The organism is Anabaena sp. CA = ATCC 33047, from assembly GCF_963870205.1.
Classification (GTDB): Bacteria; Cyanobacteriota; Cyanobacteriia; order Cyanobacteriales; family Nostocaceae; genus Trichormus.
In genome coordinates this window covers 53113-67554 of the sequence record NZ_CAWMSA010000046.1, presented here as the reverse complement: position 1 = coordinate 67554, position 14442 = coordinate 53113, and the positions used below count along the sequence as shown (strand labels likewise).

14 protein-coding genes are annotated in these 14442 nt (G+C 39.1%); 9 read left to right on the top strand and 5 right to left on the bottom strand.

Translation table 11 applies throughout. The features are described 5' to 3' along the window. Positions 1–152: 152 nt before the first annotated feature. Positions 153–1220, bottom strand: coding sequence for an NADPH dehydrogenase NamA (namA, locus tag AACS98_RS15255; protein ID WP_066381307.1), 1068 nt, complete (start codon positions 1218–1220; stop codon positions 153–155). Between the two features lie 25 nt (positions 1221–1245). Between namA and AACS98_RS15250 the strand changes: the two genes are divergently transcribed. After that, positions 1246–1371: a hypothetical protein gene (locus tag AACS98_RS15250; RefSeq protein ID WP_255362904.1), complete on the top strand. Its 126-nt coding sequence runs from the start codon at positions 1246–1248 to the stop codon at positions 1369–1371. A 47-nt stretch (positions 1372–1418) separates the two neighbouring features. Here the strand turns inward: AACS98_RS15250 and AACS98_RS15245 are convergent, their stop codons facing one another. Further along, a complete protein-coding gene (locus AACS98_RS15245; RefSeq protein ID WP_066381305.1) occupies positions 1419–1625 on the bottom strand; it encodes a hypothetical protein in 207 nt (68 codons plus the stop codon). Between the two features lie 1140 nt (positions 1626–2765). On the opposite strand from AACS98_RS15245, the gene AACS98_RS15240 reads away from it, so the two are divergent. The 3 genes from AACS98_RS15240 (at position 2766) to AACS98_RS15230 (ending at position 6476) form a co-directional block, all read left to right on the top strand. Continuing rightward, positions 2766–3047: a hypothetical protein gene (locus AACS98_RS15240; protein ID WP_066381303.1), complete on the top strand. Its 282-nt coding sequence runs from the start codon at positions 2766–2768 to the stop codon at positions 3045–3047. 49 nt (positions 3048–3096) lie between these two features. Next, positions 3097–5316, top strand: a complete 2220-nt coding sequence (locus AACS98_RS15235) for a CHASE2 domain-containing protein (RefSeq protein ID WP_066381301.1) — start codon at positions 3097–3099, stop codon at positions 5314–5316. A gap of 131 nt (positions 5317–5447) precedes the next feature. After that, the gene (locus AACS98_RS15230; RefSeq protein WP_066381299.1) at positions 5448–6476 is read left to right on the top strand and encodes a VOC family protein; all 1029 of its coding nucleotides are present in this window, start codon (positions 5448–5450) and stop codon (positions 6474–6476) included. Positions 6477–6648: 172 nt separating this feature from the next. Here AACS98_RS15230 and AACS98_RS15225 read toward each other — a convergent pair whose 3' ends face one another. Then, positions 6649–7041, bottom strand: a complete 393-nt coding sequence (locus tag AACS98_RS15225; RefSeq protein WP_066381297.1) for a hypothetical protein — start codon at positions 7039–7041, stop codon at positions 6649–6651. Between the two features lie 374 nt (positions 7042–7415). Here AACS98_RS15225 and AACS98_RS15220 point away from each other — a divergent pair, with 374 nt between their 5' ends. From AACS98_RS15220 to AACS98_RS15210, 3 genes are all read left to right on the top strand, one after another. Next, positions 7416–8042 (top strand): hypothetical protein, encoded by a 627-nt coding sequence (locus AACS98_RS15220; protein ID WP_084386920.1) that lies wholly within the window; start codon positions 7416–7418, stop codon positions 8040–8042. A 365-nt stretch (positions 8043–8407) separates the two neighbouring features. Then, positions 8408–8917, top strand: a complete 510-nt coding sequence (locus tag AACS98_RS15215) for a PRC-barrel domain-containing protein (protein WP_066381295.1) — start codon at positions 8408–8410, stop codon at positions 8915–8917. Between the two features lie 260 nt (positions 8918–9177). Continuing rightward, complete coding sequence (locus AACS98_RS15210; protein ID WP_066381293.1) at positions 9178–9576, top strand: hypothetical protein; 399 nt, start codon at positions 9178–9180, stop codon at positions 9574–9576. Positions 9577–10208: 632 nt separating this feature from the next. Here AACS98_RS15210 and AACS98_RS15205 read toward each other — a convergent pair. Next, positions 10209–10889 carry an HAD family hydrolase gene (locus AACS98_RS15205; protein WP_066381292.1) on the bottom strand — a complete coding sequence of 227 codons (681 nt, stop codon included), beginning with the start codon at positions 10887–10889 and terminating at the stop codon, positions 10209–10211. 141 nt (positions 10890–11030) lie between these two features. Here AACS98_RS15205 and AACS98_RS15200 point away from each other — a divergent pair, with 141 nt between their 5' ends. Continuing rightward, the gene (locus AACS98_RS15200) at positions 11031–11801 is read left to right on the top strand and encodes a glucosamine-6-phosphate deaminase (RefSeq protein ID WP_066381291.1); all 771 of its coding nucleotides are present in this window, start codon (positions 11031–11033) and stop codon (positions 11799–11801) included. Between the two features lie 759 nt (positions 11802–12560). Then, a complete protein-coding gene (locus AACS98_RS15195; protein WP_066381286.1) occupies positions 12561–13544 on the top strand; it encodes an alpha/beta hydrolase family protein in 984 nt (327 codons plus the stop codon). A 231-nt stretch (positions 13545–13775) separates the two neighbouring features. Here AACS98_RS15195 and AACS98_RS15190 read toward each other — a convergent pair whose 3' ends face one another. Continuing rightward, positions 13776–14099, bottom strand: coding sequence for a hypothetical protein (locus AACS98_RS15190; protein WP_066381284.1), 324 nt, complete (start codon positions 14097–14099; stop codon positions 13776–13778). Positions 14100–14442: the final 343 nt, after the last annotated feature.

The window sequence follows — 14442 nt, the reverse complement described above, 5'->3', positions numbered from 1 at the left end:
TTTTAGTATATTTTGCACCTTTCCAAACATCCTCTTAGACAAGAGAGGACTAAAGTCCTCACTACGAACTCAAATTGTGTATTAGTCAACTCTTGTGGGATAAGCTCTCTAGTCCGTCCGGTGCAAGCAAAATGCCCACACTACAAGAGGAATCATAACCAAGCTCGGTCATACTGCACAGGCCAGTGTTTATCATATCCTAGTTGTTTGGCGGCTAAGTGCGGCCAGTAGGGATTGCGGAGTAGTTCGCGCCCTAAAAGCACTATGTCAGCTACGCCATTGTGAATGATTTTGTCTGCTTGTTCGGGGGAAGTGATCAAGCCAACTGCACCTGTGGGGATATTGGCTTCTTGACGAATATGTTGGGCAAACTGGGTTTGATATCCGGATTTTACTGGTATGTTGATTCCTGGTATAATTCCGCCGGAAGAACAATCAATTAAGTTTACACCTAGAGATTTAAGTTGTTTACTCAAGGTAATACTTTGTTCAGTATCCCAGCCTTTGTCTACCCAATCAGTTGCAGAAATGCGGACAAACAAAGGGTATGTTTGTGGCCATACTTCTCTAACTGCGGTGACGATTTCTCGTAGTAAACGAGTCCGGTTTTCAAAGCTACCACCGTAATCATCTTGACGTTGGTTTACCAGAGGAGAGAGAAATTGATGCAGTAAGTAACCGTGGGCTGCATGAATTTCGATAATTTTGAAGCCAGCTTGTAGGGAACGTTGGGCGGCTCGAACAAAGGCTTGAATAAGTTGCTGTATTCCTTCTATAGTGAGGGCTTGGGGTACTGGACTGTCTTTATGAAAAGCGATCGCACTACTGGAAACAACAGGCCGCCAACCTTCTTGAGATTCATCTAGGGCTTTTCCGCCTTTACTGGGTTTGGCAGTGCTGGCTTTTCTCCCGGCATGGGCGAGTTGAATGCCAGCAACAGCCCCAAAGTTGTGGATTAACCCCACAATTTTGGCTAAATATTCAATGTGTTCATCTGACCAAATTCCCAAATCTTGGGGGGTAATTCGTCCCCGTGGTTCTACAGCCGCAGCTTCTGTAATGATTAAACCTGCACCACCTACGGCACGAGACGCTAAATGAACCAAGTGCCAGTCGTTAGCAAATCCATTGGTGCTGGAATATTGACACATGGGTGACATGGCGATGCGATTGCGAAAGGAAACTTCACGAATTTTGAATGGTTCAAATAGGTGTGCCATTGATATTAATTCCTTCTGTAGTCAGGTGAAAGAACTTAAAGATGGAATTGGCTCTAAACCGCAAGGCGATCGCTATTCCTCAAACCGAACTTGGCTAGTTTACATTAAATTAATTAGCAATCAGAGTAATCATGCCAAAGTCTATAGATAGGTGAATTACCCCTATCACCAAGCTGATAACTGAAGATTTTCTCAATCTCAGATTTTGTTACCTTGTGCCTCTTTCATCAAGGTTTGGGAATTATCTAGAGATTTAAGTTGATTTTCTGTATAATATGCCCAAATATCATATTTTTCTGGAGTTTTATCACTTATTATCTCTAAATCCTCTGGGATTTTAGTATATTGACAAGTTGTATATATTTCTTCACATAAAATTTCTCTTTCAAGTTGTCCAAAAAACATGATGGCAATCTCCTTTGCTTTACAATGCTTAACTTTGCATAAAATATTGCAACTATCTCATGCTTGTTTTAATATTTAATTAATAGAATTTTTTAAAGAAACTATATAAATAGGTTTATGTAAGATGAAGGATTACTCATGATTTATTCTTCATCCTACACGTTTTTACTTATCAATTAAATACTGAAATAATATGCAATGGTTAAGTTTTTTTAAACAAAAACTTGACTGGAAATCGTTGATTAATCTGTTAAGTCATATCTTGCATCATGTTCAAACAGCGTCGCTCCCTGCACAGCCAACAACGTAAAAATAAGGGTTGGAGGCAATATTAAGCAATGCCCACCCTACAACAATGGTGATTAAGCGACTCTTGCAAAATATATGTTTAACCGATATTTTTTTGCTTCATTCTTACCTGTTTTCTGGGATTCCTCATCACTGACGCACCAAGGGGAAATACCACAGGCTAATCTAAAACTGATTGCTTATATACAGCAGATTGGGGGTAAATGAGGTACAAATTTTAGGAATAAAGCCTGATGCTAAGATACTTTCACACCTGTTCCCTGTTCCCTGTTCCCTGTTCCCTGCTGTATAAATTAGTCTATAGTACATTAATTTGACCGATTAACAGTATTTTATAGCAACAAAATATAGAAGTTTATTAAGATTTCCTGAGATTGCTCACTAAACTTAAAAAATAAAGGACAAGAGTTATACTCCTGTCCTCGATAATCAAAAAAGCAAATGGTGTGCCGAATACGTCAGATGCTCCTGATGATATAAAACTTATGTGGTCTGATCTATATAAGATTGTGAGCGACCAATGCCGATCATTAGATCGACTGTTTGCTTTCCAGAAGGAGAAGCTATCACATCAAATAAATATACCGCATCCTAGTGAAAATTACGATAATTTTGGCGAATTATGTCAAAAAAATTCAGTTTTGCTGTAAGTTCGTGGTGAGACTTGGTAAAAATAGGCGATGGCATCTGATCATCTGACAATTTTAACTATCCAAGCGGAAAATATCACCTCGCTGCCGTTGTCCGTAAATTTTGTGGTTAAATTGGACATCAAGTATCATGCAAGCTGTTTAACCTAGAAGTAATAGCTTGTACATGGGAGATAAAAACATGAGGATTTGGCTAGCTTGCTTTTTGGTATTGTTTGCCTTAGCAGAACTGTTTGACTGGTTAAAAAAGTTTTCTCTACCGTTACCTATTTACATTTTAGGCGGGGCTTTTTTAGCTGTGGCTTCTAATTATGACAAGATTATTGGGTACTATTTTAATGATGCAACAGTTGAGGCATCACTAGAACCGTCTCAGCTAGAATCTTATGCGCCTTCTGCTAACCCGGTTTCTTTAACAGCTTCCCAGCCTGTAGAAGATTCTCAACAACAACAGACAGGTTGAGGCTGTGTTTTTTCACTCTGACTAAAATCCAGGCTATCTCCCCAATGCAGTGATTAGTGGAATATTTAATCAACTCCGAACCGCCTTGATCAAAGACAAAGTTTACCGTGACACTGGTAGCAATCAAAACTGGTGGCAGATAATTTTAGTCACTAGCCTGGGAGTGAGTGCGGTAATCTGGGGAGTGCGGGAATTGAAATGGTTGCAGTCGTGGGAGTTGAAAGCTTATGATCAGATGTTGCGATCGCGTCCTGTAGAACCACCTGATCCCCGGATTTTAGTGGTAACAATTACAGAAGAAGATTTAGCCCCAGAAACATGGCCGCTTTCCGATACCACTATCAACCAACTCTTAGCCAAACTAGAATCTTATCAGCCCCGTGTGATTGGTCTGAATATTTACCGACCTCACCAAAACAATTTAGCCAAGGGACTAAAACATCCCCACAAGATTATTGCCACTTGTTTGTTCAGTAGTATGGGCAGGTCAGAAATTTCACCTCCGCCCAATTTCCCAATGAATAATGTTGGCTATAATGACTTAATTCCTGATAGTGCAGAAGACCAAATCATCCGGCGTGGTTTATTATTTGCTGAGTCCACAGACAGCCAATGTACTACACAATTTTCCTTTGCGGCTTTGGTAGCAATTAGCTATCTAGAACAGGCAGGTATTGATGTAGATTTCATCGACCCACACAATTTTTATCTTGGTAAAACTATCTTTCCCATCTTAACAGCTAATTCCGGTAGCTACGAAGGCTTGAATGCAGCAGGTTATCAAATACTGCTAAATTACCGCCATCCTGATCATTTAGCTGCAACTGTTACCCTCACACAAGTTCTCAACAACCAAGTTAACCCCAACTTAGTTAAAGACCGTCTAGTAATTATCGGCACAACAGCCGCCAGTGTTCACCCTGGTTTATATACGCCCTATAGCGCGGCTGCAAATCAACCAGCAAGAACACCTACTGTTTTTATCCACACACAAATAGCTAGTCAAATTCTCAGTACAGTATTAGATAGGCGGCCTCTGATTTGGTATTGGCCTGATTGGGTGGAAGCGGTATGGATTTGGGGTTGGTCATTAGTTGGTACTGTTGTCACATGGCGAGTGCGACATCCTTTATTATTGGTGGTTTTCGGAGGTATAACCCTCACAGGTTTGCTAGGGATATGTGCTGTGATGTTTTTCAAGGCTGGTTGGTTGCCTGTGATTCCACCAGCTTTAGCTGTAGTCATGAGTGGCGTAAGTGTGATGACTTACACTACATACACAACTCAGCAGCAAGCTAAGTTAATCATGCAGCAAGTGGAACAACAACAAGAAGCGATTGAGCAGTTAAATATCTTATTACAAGAAACCACATCCACCGCCGATACTACAGCACTTTATGACCTACATTCTCACAATCCGGCTAAGATTTTACCACCAGAAAAAAGCACTGGTAACTTACTTTTGGGTGGACGTTACCAAATGATTAAAGTGATTGGTGCAGGAGGATTTGGACGCACTTATTTAGCTGAAGATACTCAAAGACCAGGTAATCCTAGTTGTGTGGTGAAACAGTTAATGCCGGCACGCCGGGATGCGAAATTTTTACAAGTGGCGCGGCGGTTATTTAATACGGAAGCAGAAATTTTAGAAGTGTTGGGTAAACATCCCCAAATTCCCAGCCTGTTTGCTTATTTTGAAATCGATGCAGAATTTTATTTAGTACAAGACTATATTCCTGGTAACACATTAAATGAGGAATTACCACCTACAGCAAATGCTAAGAGTGAAGCTTTTGTGATGGGAATGCTCAAAGAAGTATTAGAAATTTTAGCTCATGTACATGAGCGTCGCGTGATTCATCGAGATATTAAACCGACAAATATTATTAGATCCGCAAAAGATAATCGATTAGTGTTAATTGATTTTGGTGCAGTAAAATTAATGCAACCACCAAGTAGCGAGGAAACAGAATTAGCTACGGTGGCGATTGGCACGCGGGGATATGCACCACCAGAACAATTTGCCGGACATCCGCGTTTAGCTAGTGATATTTATGCTGTGGGGATGATGGGGATTCAAGCACTCACAGGTATATCACCGCAAGAACTCCAGCCAGATCCGGAAACAGGTAATGTGATGTGGCGACAAACTACAAATGTTAGGCAAGAATTAGCCGAAATTTTAGATAAAATGGTGCGTTATCATTTTAGCGATCGCTATCAATCTGCTGCTGCTGTTTTGCGAGATTTAAATCAGATTAATGATTGAATATATAAATAATATCCCCGGATATTTTTTTAAATAAATGATTAGATTAATAGGTTTTGTCCAAAAAGTATAGTATGTTTGCAAAACTATTCCGGTAGACTAGATTAGTCGAGCATTAATCAAAATTAGGCATGAATCTGGGGCAAAAAACTGCAATTGAAGGGATATATGAAGTTTGTATTGGTGTTCCCGATGCGATTTTTGCAATTCAATACTGGGAACAATTTGGCTATCGTATTGGTCAAATGGGGGAACTATCCCCTAGTGCAGCCTATCAATTGTATGGCGTGAATTCAGGTTTACGCTCGATTCGCCTATACCACCAAAATGCAGATCATGGTTTGATTCGGTTGATGGTGTGGCAAAATCCTACAAATCCAGGGTTAGGGTTAACCTCGATGAAAGTTAAGGGTAATCGCTGGGCGACTACTTTAACAGCTGATATCTTAACTATGTTAAATCATGCAGAGGAAGCAAAAGCCGCAGGTCGGGCTATTCGCTACAGCTATCCTTACTGGGAAGTCATCTACCAAAAAGAGAATAAAAGCCGCCCTTTTATCGATCCGATGCTGGGAGTGCGAGAAATGCTGCTATTGCAACCATTGACTCGACAGGTTTTGTTTCAAAGGTTTGGCTATACTTTACCCGATTACGGAAAAATTAACCACGGTTGCGCTTTCCAGACTAGCCAGTTTACCCACATGGGGATTATTGTTCAAGATGACAGCAAGGAAAGCCTGAAATTTTATGAAGATGTTTTGGGTTTGTTGCGGGTGCGTGATGATGTGGAGACTAGCTATGAGTCTTCTCTAGCGGGTAGAGATATGTTTGATTTACAACCAGGGGAAAAGTTTATTGTCACTACCTTTGATGATCCCCGTTCCTCTCAGGATGACTTGATGGCGGCGCGTAGTGGTAGGTTGTATGTGATTCGCTTTCCCAATGCGATGAATTTAGATTCACGGTTTGAAGCAGCGCAACCGGGTAGTTTGGGGATGTCACTATATACTTACCGGGTGCGGGGAATAGAAACATATTGCGATCGCATCAAGGCGAGTCCAGTATTAAAATTTACCAATATTGTCGAAAATGAGTTTCGTGAGAAAAGTTTCTCCTTCGTCGCACCTGATGGCTACTTCTGGAATTTGGTGGCAGGTTAGAGACTGGGGATTGGGGATTGGGAAAGAGAAAGAATTGGGACTCTTTGCAGGGGGAAAAGGGAAAATTCCTCTCCCCCTTGCTCCCTGCTCCCCTGCTCCCTATTCCCCACTCCCTTACCTGAACAATGCCGAAACGATGGTTTGCCTTGATTTTATTTTGTTTACCTTGTGTTTAAAACTTAGTCACTGTGAGTTTTAACCCAGAATCAAGCCGGGGTACTTTGAGATAGTCTACTGGTTCAGTGCGTTGCGGAATTTGTGCATTTGCCGCCTGTTGACATTTCTTTAAAATGGCATCAGGATTTTCTAGGAATTCCAATGGATTAATGTTCCGACATCCTTGTTCTTGTACTACTAAAATTGAACTGGCAGTATCTTGTAGATGATTACTTTGGTCGATAGCGTTTTTCCAGGTACTATCTATCGTTACGGCTTCTGTGAATAAAGCCGCAGCTTGATGAGGTTCGCCTAAGATTTTTAGCGGTTTTTCTGGATTAGCATAGGCACTTTGGTTGAGGGCGATCGCACATAAGACAATCGCTAAATTTATAGAATAGTATTTCATAGTTACATCACTCTAAAAATAACAATTTGTTAGCAGTATAAACTTGACAATATTCATTGTCTTCCTGATTGTAATTAAGATAGTTCTAGCAAAAATACTTGTATAAATCTAGCTTGTTAATTAAACTCAACAAACTCTTGATACAGTTACTCAATATCAGTATCACCAATTTACATCCAGCTAGATGCTGATGATTGGGGTTCAGTAGTCAGAAGTAATGAGATACTAAAGCAGAAGGTATAGTTTTAACTTCCAACTTTTTTCATCAGCAATTATCAACCCAACCATAGATTTATCGTCATGCGAAAGTCATACCGGAGGGCAGGAAGAATTAGTTGAATATGTACAAGTAACTGAGGGAAAAAATTGTGTTCATGAGAATTTGGGCTGTGACAATTGTACTAACTTCTTCTTTACTGATGTCTGGGGTGATTCATACCTCAGCCCTAGCCAACAATGCTAAAACATCTTCTCAATCAACATCTCAGCCTCAGCCAAACAATAGTACAAATATTTCTGTGACTAAAGCTGAGTTTGGGGTGGCAAAAGTTGACTCTCAAGGCAAAATAACCTTCATCCCAACTATGAAAGTACCACTAGAAAAAGGTAAAAAATACGGTTGGCGAATTCAACTTCAAAATGTTAAGGGTGAAGTGACATGGCGCGAAGTTCTCAGCTTGCCAAAACCCCCAGAAACCTGGGCTACAGATAACGGCGAAAACTTTACTCTCTCGTCAGATGGCACTGAAGCCATATCAAAACGTACACAACTACCCAAAGATGGCGTAATTGAAAATTTTTGGGCGATCGCACCCGGAGATCCACCAGGTAAGCATAAAATACAAGTCTATATTGAAGACCGTTTGATTGCTAATTTTGAGTTTGAAGTTGTAGCGCAACAACAGCAGAAGCTAAATAACAGCCCGTTGCGAAGCCAGTCGCCTAGGCAGCGTTCCCAACTTGAGCCAACTGGCGTTGGTGGACAGAAGTCCAGAATTTAGAAAAATAAATTATCAAGACAAAACTATCAACCCGGTTTCTGCAAAAAAACCGGGTTTTTACTCCTAAATACCTTAACTACAAATTAATTTGAAGTTTTACCGACGTAAACAATAGCGAGCAGTCTAAAATTATCGTATGTAATTTATCATCTCATTTTTTTGCATAAATACTTGAATACATCTCATATAAATCAAAAATTATCTTTGGTTAACTAGCTTTCAAAGTAACAAGCTGAACCGTTAAATATAACTGTGACAGTAATTATCTATCTCATCTTTCATCCTTGAGTTAGATAGCATTAAACTCTCAAAGATTTAAGGTCGGTAATAGATAAGATTAATTTTGTGGCAGGAATATATTAACAATGGCTTTGTACAAACTTGATGAATATTATCCCGACTACAGTACCGACCTGTTTGATGGTTATGACATCAAAACTTTTGATGTTTATGCTGAAAACGACAAAGTTGGTTCTGTACAGAACGTTTTAGTTGATGAAACTGATGGTAGTTTCCGTTATTTCATCATAGATACAGGTTTCTGGGTATTTGGTAAAAAAGTATTGCTTCCCGTAGGTTTAGCTCGCCTAGATTATAATACTCGACACGTTTATGTACCTGGTTTGACTAAACAACAAGTAGAGGATTTGCCAGAGTTTAGCGAGGATTTAGCAATCGATAGAGAGTATGAAGAAAGAGTCAGAGGTGTGTATCGTCCCACCCTGACAACAGTACCTCCATCACCGTTTGAATATGATATTGCTACCTATAACTATCGGCAAGAACCTTACTTTTACGATATCACTGATCCCCGACTCAGGAGCTATCAACAACGCCTCATAGATAGAAGGGGTCGTCCTACTGTCGGAGTATGATTAAGACTCTGTATCTGTCGAAAGTGAAATTTATTGTAGAGATGTAGAAACTACATCTCTGCCATTAAAACTCTGATTTTCTGTATTTTCTCGCGGTAATTTCAAATTTTAAGTTTATTTATAAGTTGCTTCGATATTAGATAACTAAATTCAGAACCTCAAAAACATTGATTATTATTAAATATTTGCAGGTTACTAACTGGTAAATAACTAGAATAAGCAAATTTTTAAAAAATATTTTTTACTAAGAGGTATAACTTATGTATGGTAGTAATGGGTCTGATCAATTTAACCTATTGAGAGAAAAGAATTTTAATCAAGCAAGACAAATACAAACCGACCTAGTTAAGACTGAAGCTAATCAAACAATACCAACACAGACACCACTAGATGGCTTTCCGAGTCCCAACGGTGCATTACTGTTGATTCCCTTTGGCTTAATGACAGTGTGTGCAATTATTACTTTGAAATGTTTGAATACATGGAATCTGGCAAAAAATAAAATTGACGCTTTGACACATACCCTACAATCTCCATGCAGAAATTGTCAGTATTTTGCTAATAATCCTTATATGAAGTGTGCTGTGCGTCCTGATATTGCTCTCACAGACAAAGCAATTGATTGTCCTGATTACTGCCCCAAACATGGGTGTAAATAACTATTTTTAAACATAGTTTCTATTTTCTGTGCTTGCCACCAAATTTATGAACAATCTGGAGCAAAAAAAATGCCATGAGAGAACCTTGATCAGAGTGTTGGCTCTTTTGCTTCTACCTTTGATTGTAGGTGGACTTTACTTCATTTCTACCAACATAATCCTCAACAGACCAACACCTGCTCCCATTACTCCTGATAATTCAACATTAGATAATCAAGTTAACTGATATCTTGCAGCATTCTCAATAAGTGTAGGGCGATGCACTGCCCCAAACGGAAAAATCAGGTTTTGAGCGAATTTTTAGCTGTGCATCGCCTGACTTTAATTGCAATCAAGCAACTGGTGCAAGATGTAAGTTATGCAGATATATTTAAGTTAAAGTTAAATATATTTCTATGAATATTTATTAAGATACACATTCAGTCTCGACTTTATTTTATGGTGTGTTTTCCTAGACGTATAAAATCCAAAAATTAAATATTTTGTTGTTCTATCAATAATTTATTAATTGTTTTGCTACTAATTGGCATTTTTTAACCCTAGATTGAGTTTCCCCGCCCTTAATCAGGACAGGGATTCTGGGTAAAAATCAGCAAATTTGTTCAAATTTATCACTAAATCTGGTGCGAGGATTATGAACTAATCACACTCACATCTGCCTCTATCAATGAATTCAAGAATGTCCATAACTGCAAATCAGTAAAATCTGGGATAACCATAAATGCCCCAATATCTCGCAAAACCTGGGGATTATGTGTAGAAGCAATGCCAATGGTACGAATACCAGCAGCTACAGCCGCACGAATTCCAGAAGGAGAATCTTCTAAAGCTATTGCTTGTGCTGCTGAAATTCCTAATTTACTTAAGGCTACTTGATAGGGTTCTGGGTCAGGTTTACCTGCTGTACAGTCATCTGCTAATATAACTTGTTCAAAATTTTCTGTGATTTGCAAAACCTCCAGCATAAACTCTGCATTTAATCTGGGGGCATTAGTTACTAAAGCACGTTTTAACTGATGTGTTTCTGTCCAGGCTATGAGTTCAGAAAAGCCGCTTAATGGTTGCAGATGGGAAGCTAGTTGGCGAAACATTGCCTCTTTTTCGTCTGCGAATTCTTGTCCTGCTGCTGCTGATAACTCTGGTAGGATATCTTTAATAATTTCTGGGTTTAATCGTCCACTTATTCGAGATTTGTAGAATGTTTCATCTATGTCTATGCTGTATCTCCACAGCATTTTTTGCCAAGCTTGGTAGTGGATCGGGTCAGTATTGACAATAGTTCCGTCTAAATCAAACAGAATTGCAGCTAGCATGACTTTTGGTTAAATGTAAATAATTGTTAACTTAATTTACATACTTTACATCGTTTTTGGTTATTAGTCATCGTTGCTAGCATGAAAAAGGGGGTAGGAAATGGGGAAACAGTTCTTTATGACCACTTTCTGTGAAAGCAAATGGTAGCCGCTACAAGATTTTTTCACGTCGATCATCTGCGGGTTCAGATTTATCAATCTGAGGCTGATATGGCTGAGGATGTTGCAGCTATTGCCCGTCAGTATTTACATTCTGTTTTGCAACAACAAGATACAGCTGCTGTTTTATTGGCAACAGGTAATTCCCAACTCAAATTTTTGGATGCTTTGATTGCTTTGGGTGGTTTAGATTGGTCACGAATTACTTTGTTCCATTTAGATGAATATTTGGGAATTAGTGCTGATCATCCTGCTAGTTTTCGGCGATATATGCGCGAACGTGTAGAACAACGAGTCTATCCACGGAGATTTCACTATATCGCTGGTGATACATTGGAACCGTTAACAGAATGCGATCGCTATACTCAACTATTGCAAGCACAACCCCTAGACTTATGCTGTCTAGGTGTAGGCGAAAATGGTCACTTGGCTTTTAATGATCCAGCAGTAGCCAATTTTCAAGATTCTTACAGCGTCAAATTGGTGAAACTAGATACAGCCAATCGCCAACAACAAGTCAATACAGGTCAATTCCCAAACCTTGATAGTGTTCCGCAGTACGCTTTTACTGTGACTTTGCCGTTGATTTGTTCAGCCAAAAAAATCCTTTGTCTAGCACCAGAATCACGCAAGGCACAGGTAGTTAAAACTATGTTACAAGGGACAATTAATACAGATTGTCCGGCTTCAATTCTGCGTCAACAACCACAAGCAAATTTGTTTTTAGACCAGAATTCTGCTAGCTTGCTGTAAAACAAATTCAAAACTCAGAATTCTGGGAGCAATTTTTACTAATCCCCAATTTCCAATCCCCCATCCCTACTTTTTTAAAACTAGACAAGCAAGCTTCAAGATGTTCACAGTCTTCACATTGTAATTCTTTGCCCGGATTTGGACATCCACAAGGAGGATTCACAAAGCATTCAGCCGGATTTTTCGGGGGTAAATGTTTTTTAAATATCAATTGTAAAGTTGCTTCTTGTAGACAAAAAATACAATCTCGCACCATAATCATGCTCCTTCTTAGGTGGAAATACTATGCTACTGACCACCTAATCCATGCTGACACTTTATCTTCTACTATAAAGACTCGCTTTTGCGAATTTGCACTTTCAGCTACAAGGACTTTCAATGTTATTGTCTGTACATTATTGATCAAGTAGTTGCCATAACCAACAACTTTTCCTAAATGCCCAGTTTGTTGATTAAGGACATAATCTCCTATGGAGAACATAGCAGCACTGTAATAATTTTAAGATATAAAATCCCTATCAATTAAATTTTCTCCGAGCAAATAAATAAATACTTCATACTGGGAGAGCGATTTATTTTTAACTTGAGAAATATATTTGTATCCAGCAAAATCTTACCTAGGATATAAGCGTAGTTTTATATTTTGTAGTAAACGATTTATGGAGGTTAAAAATTCAGCTAAAACGGCGGTAATTACTGTTTATAGATGTAATATGGGGTTATTTACTTAATTCTTACAGTTATAGTCGGAAGCAGTATATGACAGTTCGTGCATTCTTTGAGGCTGCCAGTGTTGAAAGTGACCAATCTCCTTATGATGTAATTCACCTGAAGATTTTTTATCCGGCAAAAATGTCGGGAAATCACCTAGAAAAAGCTGAAGGAATTGTACCTGTGAATCCCGAACAGGCTCCCTTTCCTGTAGTGATTTTCTTTAATGGCGTTAACTGTGATGCACAACTATATCAATGGTTAGCCGTTAAATTGGCTGAACGCGGTTTGGTGGTAGTTCTATTTAACTGGATTGCACAAAATATACCTGGGGTAACTTCTCTGACTCCAGGTGTAGATATTGCTAAGTGGCAACCCAAAACCTACGGAACTGCACCCACAGCTTCGGCTTTACCAACATTGCTAGCTAAACTAGAAGCCTTACAGCAACAGGGTATTTTGGCTGGGATGCTGGATTTGCAACGGATAATTTTAGGTGGACATTCGGCGGGTGGTAGAGTAGCTATTGAAAATGCTCACCCGAATTTTTTCCCGCAAGTGATCGCGTCTTTTGCCTACGGCGCACATACGGCTGGTGCAGTCATGTCGGGATATGAACCGGGTACTATTTTAGCCTTACCAGACTCTTTACCGATGTTACTGATGGGCGGAACTTGTGATGGGGTGATTACCAATAGCAGCGATCGCTATGGTATCACTGCCGGAGATGCTACTACCCCCGTGATTCGGACATTCCGAGAAGCGATCGCAGGAGGACGCAATGATAGCTATCTGCTACTACTCGAAGGAGCTAATCACTTCTCAATGGTTGATAATTTCGATTCTACTACCGCTAGACCTTTTCTTGATTTTCCCCCTACCCAATCACCAGAAAACATTCGTTTACTGATGGCAAACATCATCGGTTTGTTTATTGATACTTATGTTCGCCAAAAATCAGAGGCATCACACGAGTTACAACAATTGCTCAATACTACCAATCCTTTGATCCATTCCTGGGAACGTAAGTAATTTTTCATTGTTTGTATTATTTGATAAAAAACAGGACTTACGCAACTGGCATATTAGTAGGGTGCGTCAGAGTAGATGATTCTGTAATAATTAACAGATTTTTGACATCTGACGCACCCTACAAGAAAGTTTCATGCTCACACTTGTGTAAGTCCTAAAAAAATACCTGCTCTGATTTAAGATGCAGGTAGATTAGGTATGCTCTGAACTGGAAAAATATTACCTAGGTTCTTATTGTTTGACTGCTAGTTCTTGTTTCTTTTTCATAATTTCCAAATATTCGCTACGGGTGCCATCAATGCGGTAGTGGTCGCAGATTTGACAAAGTTTCAGGAGATCCAAGCGGCTGAATAGTTTTTGGTGTTTAATGCCGTTATCATTTCTCCAACGCCAGAAAGTTGTGCGATCAATGCGGCGATCGCTTTCCGGCCATCTTCGTCGTGAGAGAAAATCTACTACTTCTTCTTCATAAAATGAGTAGCCTTTTGGTAACTTAATCAGTTCTTCTTTTAAATGACTGAGCGGTATGAGTGGATCTAGTTCACATAGTCTCATGCCAGAAAGCCCTTATAGTTTTTTGCAAGTTAAATTACACAGAAGGCTTCATACAAAACGGTATCATCAACTTGCAGTTATATCAAAATACTGTGTCGTTGATAACGAATTAAGTTATGAGGTAACAGATGAATTTATCTAGAAAAACTCCTGACCTCAATACCTACCATTACTAGCGACAAACAGTATATATTGATATGTTTTAATTAAATCCCATGAATATAATTATACTCAAATATATCTTAAATGCAACCATTGTCTAGTTGAATTCTGCCATATTGGCACAAGAAAAAATTACATAATAATTAGCAATATTTCTACTAAAATATTCATCCTAAAATTA

Excerpts from the sequence above, each read along its gene's own strand:
- AACS98_RS15230 (WP_066381299.1), top strand. The coding sequence starts at position 5,448 with ATGAATCTGGGGCAAAAAACTGCAATTGAAGGGATATATGAAGTTTGT.
- AACS98_RS15190 (WP_066381284.1), bottom strand. The coding sequence starts at position 14,099 with ATGAGACTATGTGAACTAGATCCACTCATACCGCTCAGTCATTTAAAA.
- AACS98_RS15210 (WP_066381293.1), top strand. The coding sequence starts at position 9,178 with ATGTATGGTAGTAATGGGTCTGATCAATTTAACCTATTGAGAGAAAAG.
- AACS98_RS15225 (WP_066381297.1), bottom strand. The coding sequence starts at position 7,041 with ATGAAATACTATTCTATAAATTTAGCGATTGTCTTATGTGCGATCGCC.
- namA (WP_066381307.1), bottom strand. The coding sequence starts at position 1,220 with ATGGCACACCTATTTGAACCATTCAAAATTCGTGAAGTTTCCTTTCGC.
- AACS98_RS15195 (WP_066381286.1), top strand. The coding sequence starts at position 12,561 with ATGACAGTTCGTGCATTCTTTGAGGCTGCCAGTGTTGAAAGTGACCAA.
- AACS98_RS15205 (WP_066381292.1), bottom strand. The coding sequence starts at position 10,889 with ATGCTAGCTGCAATTCTGTTTGATTTAGACGGAACTATTGTCAATACT.
- AACS98_RS15215 (WP_066381295.1), top strand. The coding sequence starts at position 8,408 with ATGGCTTTGTACAAACTTGATGAATATTATCCCGACTACAGTACCGAC.
- AACS98_RS15240 (WP_066381303.1), top strand. The coding sequence starts at position 2,766 with ATGAGGATTTGGCTAGCTTGCTTTTTGGTATTGTTTGCCTTAGCAGAA.
- AACS98_RS15200 (WP_066381291.1), top strand. The coding sequence starts at position 11,031 with ATGGTAGCCGCTACAAGATTTTTTCACGTCGATCATCTGCGGGTTCAG.
- AACS98_RS15220 (WP_084386920.1), top strand. The coding sequence starts at position 7,416 with ATGAGAATTTGGGCTGTGACAATTGTACTAACTTCTTCTTTACTGATG.
- AACS98_RS15245 (WP_066381305.1), bottom strand. The coding sequence starts at position 1,625 with ATGTTTTTTGGACAACTTGAAAGAGAAATTTTATGTGAAGAAATATAT.